This window comes from Lentimicrobiaceae bacterium (assembly GCA_020636745.1).
Classification (GTDB): Bacteria; Bacteroidota; Bacteroidia; order Bacteroidales; family Lentimicrobiaceae; genus Lentimicrobium.
In genome coordinates, this window is the sequence record JACJXH010000010.1 from 144,372 (window position 1) to 156,130 (window position 11,759).

Consider the following 11,759-nt stretch of genomic DNA (forward strand, 5'->3'; position numbering starts at 1 on the left):
TTGTTTGCCGGTTCCATTCCTTGTGTTATCATGTGTCAGCAATCTGAAACGAGAGATAGTTAGCTGTTTTACGCCGCGATTCGCAGCGGTTTAAACTTAATTATAGAGGAGCACAGTTTTGCCAAATAATGATAGAAGCTGTTTAAAGGTTTTTAATGTATGGAATCGTAAAATAAAAAGATGAACCATGTCCTGATTCACTTTCAACCCTGATTTTGCCATTTTGCTTTTCAACAAATTCTTTGCATAATATAAGGCCTAACCCTGTGCCTGATTCTTTTTCTGTTCCCTTTGTCGAAATGTTTGAGGCGATGTCAAATAATTTTGACTGCATCTCCTTTGACATTCCGCGACCATTATCTTTTACAGCTATTTCAACCCATTGCTGTTCTTCAGAAATGCTGGCTTCAATGCTGACCACTCCACCTTTGGGCGTGAATTTTATGGCATTCGATATCAGGTTTCTTAATATGGTTGAAATCATATTGCTGTCGGCATGAATGAAAATATCTTCCGATACCTGATTGATTAACTGAATGGATTTCTCAAGTGCCGATTGTTTTAAAATGTTGCATGAAGCTTCAGATATTGACAGCAAGTGTATTTTGTCGGGCTTAAAGCTGATGGTTCCTCTTTGTGAGGCAGCCCATTGTAGCAAATTCTCAAGTAAATTAAAATTGTCTTGCAGCCCTTGGTGAATATAACTAATTATCTTTTTTTGTTGCTCATTATCATAGCTTTCAAAGTCTCTCTCCAGTAATTCAGATAAGCCCATGGTTGCACTTATTGGCCCTTTCAGGTCATGAGCAATAATGGAGAAAAACTTGTCTTTTGTTGCATTTGTTTCTGCCAGACTTTTATTAACAACTTCCAGTTCTTTCTCTGATTTCCTGATTTCTTCTTTTTGTTGCAGAAGTGTTTCATTCAATTCCTGAAGTTTGAATAATGATTCTGTAAGCTGATTCTTCTGTTCATTAATCAGATTATTTTTTTGATTGAGTTCGGCATTCTTTTTTTTGCGGATAAGCAAACGGCTATAGATTAGAACTATTGCCAGGATGGTTGTGATGAGTAAAAGAATCAGAAAGCTGCGTTGTGTTTTGTTTTTTTTAATAGTTAACCTGTCAATTTCTATGTTTTTCTGCAGAAGCCCGTTTTTAAACTCCGAACTTTCTAAATTGTACCTGGCCTGCATCTCAACTATTGTACGGATTTTGTTGTCGTTGAGTATGCTGTCGCTTAACGCTTTATGCAACTGGTAGTAATAAAGTGCTGTCTGATGATTATTGATTTTAGCGTAATATTCTGAAATATTCCTGTAGGCATCATTGATGTATTCATTTGCATGGGTTTCCCTGGCATATTTTAATCCGTTAATCAAATATTCTCCGGCCTTATCGTATTTTTTTTGTTTTAAATATACCTCCCCTAAATGATTCATTGATTTGGACTTGCCCAGATGATTGTCGGTTTTATTGCTTAAAACCAGTGCTTTATAAAAGTATGTAAGAGCGGATGTGTATTTGCCCTGTAAATTGTATATGTTACCGATGTCATTATACAGCCATATCAGGAACACCTTTTCGTTTGAATTTTTAATGATGTTCAATACAGCCAAATATTGTTGCAGAGCTTCTTCGGGTTTGCCCATAAGCATGTTTAGCTCTGCAATGTTGTTTTCAATTTTTGCAAATTCAATTGTATCTCCGGTTTCTTTGATAATTTTGGCTGATTCGGTTTAGTTCTCTATGGCCTTTGTGTAATTTTTCAGATAGGTATTTACCATTCCCAGGTTATTCAGGTTGTAGGCGCACAGCCTGCTGTCTTCTAATTTACGGGCAATGGTCAGTGATTTCTGATAATATTCAATGGCATTGTCATACAAGCCCATAAACCAGGCATTTACACCTCCATAAAGCAAGGCTTTGGCTTTCTTCGGCTCATCGTGGTGCTTTTCTGCCAGCCTAACCGCTTCATTGGTATAAAACATGCCTTTGCCGGGCGCAATTGTCCAGTTTGCTTTGCTCAGCTGAATTAAGATGTCAGTTTTATTTATCTCTTTTACTTTGTTTAATTCTATTTCCAGGCTATCGGTATTTATGGCCTGAAGGGGGGCGATAGAAAGAAATGTCAGTAGTAGAAATAAAGTAATTTTAATCTTCATCATGTGTTGGCGCGCATAAAATACATTGAGTTTATTGAATTTTATAGTACTTTGACGGATCTTCCCTTAAGAGAGACTCTCAACAGATTATTTATGCCCGTGGCCTCAAGGTATTTCCATAGGAGGGATTGCCTGTCCAAACGGCTGTTTAATTGCGTGAGGTCGTCTTGAATGGCTTTATTTGGTTGTTTTTCCGCCCATTTCGGTGAAAATATGGTCAACAGGTTCCCAAAGTTCAATTTTGTTGCCATCTGCATCCATAATGTGAACAAATTTCCCGTAGTCGTATGTTTCAATCTCATCAAGAATGGTCACACCACTTTCTTTGAGCTTATTTACCAGTCCCTGGATATTCTGAACCCTGTAGTTAATCATAAAGTCTTTTTTTGAAGGAGCAAAGTATTCACTTCCGTTTTTAAACGGACTCCACTGGAGGTAATTTATTTCATCCGGATTGTTTGCATTTCTGAATTCAAAGCTTGAGCCATATTCATTGGTTTCGAGGCCCAGGTGCTGACGATACCATTCTCTCGTCTGCTGAGGGTTGTCTGAAAAAAAGAATATTCCTCCAATCCCTGTTACCTTGGGAGTTGTGTCGTTAATTGCGCCCTGGTTAGATGCTTCATTTTTATGATTTTCCATTGTGGTTGCCGTTTTTTGAGTTGGGTTACAACTGGATGAAATGATTAAAATGAAAATGGTTTTTATGAGTTTGTTCATTTTTTTATCCTGCTATGCTGAAGTGATGTAAAGAAGCTGGCCGCCGATAAATGTACAGAAGGAATACCGCTGATTGGTTACTTATGTAATTCCGGAGGCCGGATTTGCTGATAAATGTATGAATTTTCTAAATGCACTCTTTGCTTGCCGGGTAATTGTTCAGGGTAAATCATGTGAGGTCTGAAAGGGTACTTTGCAAAGATGTATGAAATTTAATCTCTGAAGCATTGTTTGGCTTTCATTAAAAGTTAAATCAAGTTCCTTAAGCTTATGAGGAATCCGGTTCATTTCATTGGTATGTTGTATGTTACCCACCTATATGACCGATAGTTGTTTGTGCTTTTTAGTCTATTGCCGAACGCATTGATGTAAAATGAATCGTGAATTTGTGGGGTAAAATCTACCTTTAAAGGAAATGGCAGTGCACAAACTATCAGAGGGGGTACGAAAGCTTTGAAAGGGCGCATTCTCAGGCAAAGGAGTATGATTGAATTAAATAGGCCGGGTAAAAATGTAACCGGGACTACGTGTGGCGTTTTTAGCTTCACATAGTCCCGGAAGGGTCACTTAAAGTAATGCTGACTTACAACGAAGCATTAAAAGTGTTGGCTGCATCAGCTCCTCTTTTAGGCCAGCCAGAGGTTGAAATGCCTTTTGTATCAGCTTTTATACAATGAATTTTCCCATTGCCACCATCTTCTCCCATTGTCATTACAATTATATTGCCATTGCTAAGTAAGGTAATATCGGTAAATGGCGTAGCATTGTCGATGCCAATGGTGGATGCATATGCTGCGTATTTTATTTGTCCCGAGTAATTGGCTCCGTAAATGCCATATACGTCACCACAATACATGTTTTCGTCTTTGGCGTGAATCATGGAAGTAAAACTACCCATTGAAATGTATTCAGATTCACTTGGTGGTTCCACTGCCCATGATTTCTGACCGGTTAATCCGTCAATTTTGATTAAATCGTTGATTCCTCCATCGTAAACATGGCCTTGTTCATCCAATGTAATGCGTGAAGCATAAGGCCGTTCATATTCCCAAAGTTTCTGGCCCTGATTATTGTATGAAATTAAGATATCCATGGATGGATTGGCCAGTTCGCCATAGGCAAATGTAACGTTGCCGTTTGATGCGATAACCATGTCTTTCTCAAAATTAAAATAATAGGTTGGGTCGTCGCCCGGAAGTTGAACACTCCAATCTAAATTCATGGAACCATCCGCGTTTACCGTAACTTTATACAGATATCCGCTGGCCAAATACACAGTATTGCCATATGCTGCCATATTTAGCCAAACTCTGTCGCTGGTGATGGCCAATGCGCCGGCTACCGATCCATCATTCGGATTCAGGGCAAATAAATATGAGTGTTCAGCAGTCTCCCTCTCGAGTGTTATGAGAACTTTTTGTTGGGCAATAGCGATGGATGAGCTTATGGATAACATGGAATCGGGCAGGTTATATTCCCATAACTGATTTCCGTCTGAGGCATTCAAACAAACGACCTTTTGGTTTGAAGTGAAAAATAACTTGCCCTGGAAACAGGTTGGCATATTGTGGTGTGGCGAAGCGCTGTTGTTTGTTTTGCTCCATAGTTCTGCGCCGTCTTTGTCGAATGCCTGAATTGCATATCCATTGTTGTAATCACTTGACAGGATATAAATATGGTCATTCTCATCAATTGCAGGCATATAGTTTTGTCCTATAGCCGGATTTACAGGAAATGCAAGGTCTTTCGACCATGCTGTTTGGGCTTCTGAAGGTTGATTGTTGTTGTTATTCCCGTTCTCATCTTTGTTGCACGATGTAAATAAGAGAATGCCTGATAAGAAAAGTGTAATTAAAATTCCGCTCTTTTTCATGTTCATTTTTTTTGTTTTCAGTTGTTTTAGCTCAGTACCTGGTTTTTGATTGTGTTTGTTGTCAGTATTTTGTGGGTTCATTGATTTATGTTTAGCTACGGCTTAAAGCTTTTTTGTTTTGTGTTCATGCTGGTTTGCAACCTTGTAAAGCCTGGTTGGCCTTATTTTGGTTTTCATGTACTGCGTGTTGGTTTAAAAGCCTGGCAATAGCTGCCAATTGCAGGTAATTCTCAATTGAAAGGCTTTCATATGATTTTGAAAAGAATGAATCAGGTTATTGGAATCATAAAGGAGGCAGGCGGGTTTATGAATGAACCATGTTCATATTGATAAATTATAGTATCGACATTTTACGCTATCGTAATTCCGGGATTTATATGATTGGTACAATTGTGCCACCATCATGAAAAATGACAATGGACGCAATTTGAAAATATGCTCATTTCAAAAACCTACCCCCTCCGAAATGATTAATTTCCGGGGTGCAAACATAAAGGAATTCAGGGGGCGCGGAGTTGTAAAAAAACGACAAATTACGGGCGAAGCAACATTTTGGCAAATGCTTCTTTGTTAGAAAAATATATTTGGGGTGGCACTCCTGTCATAAGTCTGAAATCTTTGATAAAGTGGCTGTAATCATAATACCCCACCTCAAAGATGATGTCAGGGATTGGTTTGCCGGGTTGTTCGTTCAGCATTTTAAAGAAATTTAAGTTCCTGATAACCCGCAGATAAGTCTTAAGGCTTAATCCGATTCTTTCAGTAAAATAGCGCTGTCGGGTGCGATCTGAAACCGGACAAATATTTTTGATTTCTTCGGGTGATATCTTGCCTTTATTCTCATAAATTGTATCAGCTAAAATATCAAAATCATTATTTGTGAGGGGCTTATTGGCAATCAGCTGAAGAAAATAGTGGTTGAGAAGGGCTGCTTTATCGCCTTCTGTCCGGGCGTTTTTCAGCTCAACTGATAGCTGGTGCATATCATGGCCAAAAAATGGAGCTGCTGGTGTTCCTTTATCAGTAAACTGTTTTACACTTGTATTGAGGAGTTTATGCAGCGCCGTAGGTCTCAGGTTTACGCCAATAATTCTGGTGTTCTCTGTATTTTTGATTTTTGCAAATTTTGAAAGTTGTCCAATTATCATCACATCTTCAATCGGGAAATTATAATTGGAAAAGAAATTGTTCAAATTACTTCTTTCATGAAACTGAATAACAGGATGACCCAGTGGCGGAATATTGTCGTGCGTATTCGCATGATTCTGAATTAAGTAATAACTGTAAATGATATGATTCAGTTTGAAATCAGGTTTTATTTCTACAATTTGCATTGTTGCTGTTTGTTATAATGTCTGATAAAATGACAATGGCCGGTAAACCATTAAGTTATAATTGCGAGTATAAAAATCACTGCTATGGAGCAGTATGCCAAAAGCAGCAGTTCAGATGAGCCTCCCGATACTCATGTCCCGTTGTTTATGCTTTGATATCTGCCTTTGGCGGATAGCGTTCTCAAAAATACCCGATTCTTTTATTTCTCAGGTCATTTTTGTTTTCCGTTAAGAAAAATTTCCGGAACTAAATTGGCAAAACAGCGCGAACAGCACACCTCAGAATGAAGAATAGCCGTAAAGGCTTTCAGCGATTGTATTCGCTGGCAAAAATTTGATGGCAAAACAAGGCGCAATTAATTTAAGGCCAGTTTGCTTTATTTACTAATTTTCAGCATAATATCTGGCTTGTATAGCCTGGCATCTTTTTGTAAGGCATCGCCTGAGCTTTTAAGAGAAAATAAGCGACCGGGACCCCTGTTTTATTACAGTGAATCCCGGCCGATTTTGCATCCTTCAGACTAATGCTCAGTCTTTGTCGTCTGACGGGCATTTATTTTCAATTCGCATATAGCAATATGGTTGTACGCGCTTGCGTAATTCTCCTGACTTATTTACTTTGCTAAAACCGCAATGAGTCAGACTTCATTTCGGCGATTATCTCATTTTTAAATTGATAAAGCTTCACCAGGGTTTGAGATGATGCATCGTTGTTTTGTGGCGTAATGACTACAAAATTCATGGATGAAGTATCTAAATTATTGTGATCTATCCATGTTCCGGAGTTTACATAAATTGATTTTTGTCCAAGATGATCGGTGGATGCTTCTATTGTTGGTACATGCGAATGCCCGAAAACGACCAATCTGACATCTGAAGCCGGATTTAAAAAATACTGGGCTTTTGCCTGGTTGTCAGTGAAGGTTGCACTGGCTGAGCCCGCGATTGCTTGTTCGGCAGGAATGCTGACCGGCACATGATTGTAAGTTTGTCTCTGGCCCCAGCTGTCCTGTATGCCTTTGTAAAGTTTAACATCAATAACTCCGCCTACAGTTGATTGGAATGGCAAAATGTCATTCACAGCGTAAGAACCATTTAATCCATTGATATTTGAAACAATCAAAGGTTCATTAAATGATTCGTTTATTCTGAGATTGTTTAAGGCCCAATTCCATACTTTCCAGTAGCCGAATAATAAATTCTGGCTATCATCGCCAGCAACATTTTGTGTTACTACAGGGATACTGTCTCCTGTGGTTGGATATCCCTCAGATACATGAAGTGCGGCGATTCTTGTAAAAAAGTAGCCCGGAGGAGTAATTGTGCCAGGGGCTATATCCTGGTTGGAGAACGGGTCGGGTGCACAGAAGAAGTTGTAGCGGTGACCATGTTCAATGGCCATCTTTGGCAAGCCTTCAGGAGCGTATGTGCCTAATCCAAGTTCAGGGTCGCGGGCCTGGCTTATTCCCGGAAGTATGAGCTCAACACTGGCTTCTGAAATTGTTAAATCATGGTTGCCGGGGACATAGGTTACCAGAATTTTCTTTTCCTGGATTATGCTGTTTAACTGATCAAATACCCCTTTGTTTGCGGCTGCTATTCGTTGCACAAAATCTGCCTGATCTTTTCCCTGATATGTATCTATGGGGGCCGGAACAAACCATTCATCCAAAAGGTCGCCGGCAATAACCAGCTCTTTTACATTGGCTGAAGTTCTTACCTGGTTCAGGAAATTTTCGAGCGCAGGCAGGTTTTTGTTACATTCTGCATAAGCAAGGTCGGCACCTAAATGTATATCACTGATTACAACAATCATACTCCTTTCGGTAGTTCCATTGTTAAAAGCATCTTTGACAATGGGTTCATCTTTTTCCTTATTACAGGACAATAACAAAATAAATGCTATTCCCAAAATGGCTGTTGTCAGCAAATAAAAGGTTCTTTTCATCTCCTTGTTTTTTAATTTTTTTGATTTTTCCTTGTTCTTCAGACTCTTCCCCATTTCTAAGATGGCGGTAATTGGATATCCAATTCAATTAATTAGTTTAGGCTGTGTTGCTCATCGGTTTTCTGTGTTTTTATGCTGGATTAATTCTGTCATCACTGCCTGAATCTTTTCAAAATCTTCACTTTTCGAAAAGAAGTAGTCTGCTCCGGCTATCATAGCCTGTTGCCTGTAATGTGATTCTGCATAAAAAGTGAGTAGCATTAATTTTACGGTGTGATCTTTTTTTCTTACCTCCCTTATTACTTCCACTCCTTTGATACCAGGCATTTTATTATCCAGAATCGCTACATCTGGGTTAAGTGTTTGTATAGCAGTCAGGGCGTCTGTTCCGTTGCTGAAACTTCCTATGACTTCTACCTGCTCCAGGTTGTTTAACATTTGCTGAAGCCTGTCAAGCATAAAAGCTGAATCATCTGCTATCAATACTCTCATTGGATGTAAGTGTGGAGGGCGAATATCCAATTAATTGTGCTGAATATTTGTAGGCACAGGACTAAATGCTTGTAAGAAAATGCTGATATTCATGTAAGGGAAATCTTACAGGAGGGAGGATGGTTTCACCTAAAGCCCCCGCGATGGTGTTGTGTCAATGAAGGAGATGGGCCATGCAGATGGCCTGGATTAAGCTTTTTAATAAAAAATTCAGGGAGGTAAACTATGTACTATAAAGGTTTATAACAGCTGATTTTCAAAGCAATAGCGGGCGAGATCTGTGTTTTTTCCAAGATTCATTTTTTCCATAATCCTTTTTCGGTAGGTGCTTACCGTTTTATTGGAGATAAAGAGTTCGTTGCCAATTTCTATCAATGATTTTCCTGCTGCAATCTTGAGCATGATTTCAAATTCGCGTTCCGATAATTTTTCATGTAAAGGTTGATTGCTGTTAGTGATTAACGATAAGGCCAGGCAATTGGCCAGCGACTGGGAGATATATTGGCCATTTTCTGCTATTTTTCTCACAGCCAGCATCAGTTCTTCAGCAGCAGTATCTTTGGTGAGGTATCCTGAAGCGCCGGAATGAAGGGCCCGAATGGCATATTGTTCCTGAGGATGCATGCTTAACATCAGAACATGAGTGGCCGGCCATTTTCTTTTTATCGTTTGCAGAACATCCAGCCCACTTTGATCGGGTAAAGAAATGTCGAGCAACAGGAGGTCATACGACTCTTTTTCGAGCATATTTATCGCTTCGTGTCCTTTAGCAGCTTCATGAATAAGCCTCACGTTTTTGTGTTGTGAGAGAATTTGCCTCAATCCGTCACGTACGATTTTATGATCATCACAAATCAGCACTTTCATAACCTGTTTTTAAAAGTGGGGGAACTTAATCATTATTTTACTTCCAAAATTTTCTCCGCGCGAGACCTCAAATGTGCCACCCAATGAGGTTGCTCTCTCTCTCATGCTCATGATTCCAAAAGATTTCCTGGCATTGATTTGCTCATCAGTAATACCAGCACCATTGTCGGAAACCTCAAAAAGAATGCAATTGTCATGCTTGCTGAGGATAATCTCGATGTGCGTTGCTCCGGCGTGTCGGGCTATGTTGGTGAGCGATTCCTGCATAATCCTGAACAATGGAAGCGATTGTTCGTTTGAAATGGAAATGCTGCTGTCGATATCCAGAAAAACCTCTATGCCATAGCGTTTTGCATATTCTTTGGTATACCAGTCAATGGCAGCTTCCAATCCAAGGTCGTCGATAATTTCGGGCCTGAGTTGCGATGTAATTCGCTGAACAGTTCGTATGGTGTTTCCAACCAGCATTTTAACATCTTCCAGTTTTTCTTTGGTGGATGGATCTGACGCGCTTTGCCTGATGAGCTCCAAATCGATTTTCACTGCAGTAAGTGCCTGCCCTAAGTCATCATGCAACTCTCTGGCAATGTTCATTCTTTCGTTTTCGCGGGCTTGCTCAATGTGTTTTGATAATTGATGCAACTGCTCCAGCGATTTTTGGAGTTCTCTTTCGGTCCTTTTTCTTTGGGTTATGTCATGTACTGTTCCAATCCATTTAACAGGAACACCTGCTGAATCGAAAATGATTTCGGCCTGTTCATGTATAAATCCTTCCTCTCCATTGGGGTAGATGATTCGCAAGTCAATGCTTAAGGGTGTAAAAAGGTTTTTTACATCCTCAATCATATCCATCAGTTGCTGAAAATCATCGCGGTGAACCATGCTGTAAAACAAATCAAGCGATGGCTCTATTTCGTCAGGTTCAAAACCGAATATCCTGAATGTTTCATCGGAGCACTGCATCCGGTTGCTTTTGTAATCGTACTCCCAGCTGCCTACATGTGCTATTTGCTGAGCTTTGGTGAGGATGGTTTTACTTTCGCGCAAGGCTTCCTGGGCCTGCTTTTGATCGCTCACATCTGTGCCCACTCCAATCAGGTATTGCTGCCCCTGGCTTTCTAATTTAACAGCAGTAAGCAGGAAGGGGATTGTATGACCATCTTTTGCCAACAGGTTTGTTTCAATTCCTGCTATGCCTGTATTTGTAAAATTATCCAGAGATTTTAAAACTGCAGTGTGGTTTTCGGGTAAATGCCAATCCAGTACATATCTTCCTTTCATCTCTTCAGGTGTAAACCCGAAAAGAATTTCATGCTGTTTGTTCCATCTTACCATCCTGAGTTCAGGATAGGTATAAAGGTAAAATATTCCGGGAATACTGTCTAAAAGCGCTTTGTTGAATAGTTGCTCTTTCAGGTATTTCCGACTTCTTTCCTCTAAATGTTCATTAGCCCTGGCCAGGTTTGCAATGGAGTTGCTTAATAGTTCAGAATGAAGGAGAATGGTTTGTTTTTGCCTGAAAAGATAAAGGAAAACCTCAACTTTGCTCAACAGTACCTTTTGCGAAAAAGGCTTGAGAATGTAATCGACAGCGCCTGAAGAATAACCCTTAAGCTCTTCTTCCTGATCAAAATAATTGGCCGTTAAAAATATAACGGGCACTTTGTTTTCTTCTCTTTTTTCGTTGAGCTTAACTGCCAGTTCATAACCCGACATGCCTGGCATTCTTACATCGACAATGGCCAGTGCAAGTTCAATGCCTTTAGCAACAATTAAAGCTTCCGGCCCTGAAATGGCGCTGATAATTTTAACATTTATCTTTTTCAGGACGGAGATAAGTAAATTCAGATTTTCTCTGCTATCGTCAACAAGAAGTATGGTAGGAGTGTAATGAATCTCTGACATATTGAGGAAAAAATGAGCTTACATTGAGAATTCAAATGTACGGAAATCAAATAGAGCAATCAAAGCCGGACGAGAGAAATATAGATAGTTCAACAAATCACAGGCGGGCAAATGTGTTTTTCAGGCTAGCAAATGTAATGTGGTTGATTTTTTTTCTCTCAGGCTAAGCTTCATATTTAATCAAACAGATGAAAGACCCGAAAACTATAAAATGTTTATTGAAACTCATTTTTAAGGCGCGGTTTTCTGTGTTGTGTGCTTTTATTCAGTGTCTTAACAAAAGTGGCTGAGGATTAAAGTTGTTAATTGTTTTGGGTTTTTTCAACATATTTTTGTGTTAAATAATTGTTGACCAAAAAATGTATTGAAATGGAAAAAGGAAAAAAGATTTCTCTCATCGTACTGGTAATAACCCTGTTTATTGCTTTTTACCATCTCTTTCTGGCTGACTTTATG

9 protein-coding genes are annotated in these 11,759 nt (G+C 39.4%); all 9 read right to left on the minus strand.

Annotated elements, in window-relative coordinates; translation table 11 throughout:
- Positions 1 to 142: 142 nt before the first annotated feature.
- Positions 143 to 1,651, minus strand: a complete 1,509-nt coding sequence (locus tag H6541_13955) for a tetratricopeptide repeat-containing sensor histidine kinase (GenBank protein ID MCB9016888.1) — start codon at positions 1,649 to 1,651, stop codon at positions 143 to 145.
- Positions 1,652 to 1,738: 87 nt separating this feature from the next.
- On the minus strand, positions 1,739 to 2,167 hold the full coding sequence (locus tag H6541_13960) for a tetratricopeptide repeat protein (GenBank protein ID MCB9016889.1): 429 nt from the start codon (positions 2,165 to 2,167) through the stop codon (positions 1,739 to 1,741).
- Between the two features lie 174 nt (positions 2,168 to 2,341).
- On the minus strand, positions 2,342 to 2,806 hold the full coding sequence (locus H6541_13965; protein MCB9016890.1) for a VOC family protein: 465 nt from the start codon (positions 2,804 to 2,806) through the stop codon (positions 2,342 to 2,344).
- Between the two features lie 661 nt (positions 2,807 to 3,467).
- Positions 3,468 to 4,838: a PQQ-like beta-propeller repeat protein gene (locus tag H6541_13970; protein MCB9016891.1), complete on the minus strand. Its 1,371-nt coding sequence runs from the start codon at positions 4,836 to 4,838 to the stop codon at positions 3,468 to 3,470.
- Between the two features lie 452 nt (positions 4,839 to 5,290).
- A complete protein-coding gene (locus tag H6541_13975) occupies positions 5,291 to 6,091 on the minus strand; it encodes an AraC family transcriptional regulator (protein ID MCB9016892.1) in 801 nt (266 codons plus the stop codon).
- Between the two features lie 622 nt (positions 6,092 to 6,713).
- Positions 6,714 to 8,039 carry a metallophosphoesterase gene (locus H6541_13980; protein MCB9016893.1) on the minus strand — a complete coding sequence of 442 codons (1,326 nt, stop codon included), beginning with the start codon at positions 8,037 to 8,039 and terminating at the stop codon, positions 6,714 to 6,716.
- A 111-nt stretch (positions 8,040 to 8,150) separates the two neighbouring features.
- Positions 8,151 to 8,531, minus strand: a complete 381-nt coding sequence (locus tag H6541_13985; protein ID MCB9016894.1) for a response regulator transcription factor — start codon at positions 8,529 to 8,531, stop codon at positions 8,151 to 8,153.
- 240 nt (positions 8,532 to 8,771) lie between these two features.
- Positions 8,772 to 9,398 carry a response regulator transcription factor gene (locus tag H6541_13990; protein ID MCB9016895.1) on the minus strand — a complete coding sequence of 209 codons (627 nt, stop codon included), beginning with the start codon at positions 9,396 to 9,398 and terminating at the stop codon, positions 8,772 to 8,774.
- 9 nt (positions 9,399 to 9,407) lie between these two features.
- Positions 9,408 to 11,303: a PAS domain S-box protein gene (locus tag H6541_13995; GenBank protein ID MCB9016896.1), complete on the minus strand. Its 1,896-nt coding sequence runs from the start codon at positions 11,301 to 11,303 to the stop codon at positions 9,408 to 9,410.
- Between the last annotated feature and the right edge of the window lie 456 nt (positions 11,304 to 11,759).

What these genes read in the sequence shown, in the direction of transcription:
- H6541_13955 (MCB9016888.1), bottom strand. Translation starts at nt 1,651, where the DNA reads ATGGGCAAACCCGAAGAAGCTCTGCAACAATATTTGGCTGTATTGAAC.
- H6541_13960 (MCB9016889.1), bottom strand. Translation starts at nt 2,167, where the DNA reads ATGATGAAGATTAAAATTACTTTATTTCTACTACTGACATTTCTTTCT.
- H6541_13965 (MCB9016890.1), bottom strand. Translation starts at nt 2,806, where the DNA reads ATGGAAAATCATAAAAATGAAGCATCTAACCAGGGCGCAATTAACGAC.
- H6541_13970 (MCB9016891.1), bottom strand. Translation starts at nt 4,838, where the DNA reads ATGAACCCACAAAATACTGACAACAAACACAATCAAAAACCAGGTACT.
- H6541_13975 (MCB9016892.1), bottom strand. Translation starts at nt 6,091, where the DNA reads ATGCAAATTGTAGAAATAAAACCTGATTTCAAACTGAATCATATCATT.
- H6541_13980 (MCB9016893.1), bottom strand. Translation starts at nt 8,039, where the DNA reads ATGAAAAGAACCTTTTATTTGCTGACAACAGCCATTTTGGGAATAGCA.
- H6541_13985 (MCB9016894.1), bottom strand. Translation starts at nt 8,531, where the DNA reads ATGAGAGTATTGATAGCAGATGATTCAGCTTTTATGCTTGACAGGCTT.
- H6541_13990 (MCB9016895.1), bottom strand. Translation starts at nt 9,398, where the DNA reads ATGAAAGTGCTGATTTGTGATGATCATAAAATCGTACGTGACGGATTG.
- H6541_13995 (MCB9016896.1), bottom strand. Translation starts at nt 11,303, where the DNA reads ATGTCAGAGATTCATTACACTCCTACCATACTTCTTGTTGACGATAGC.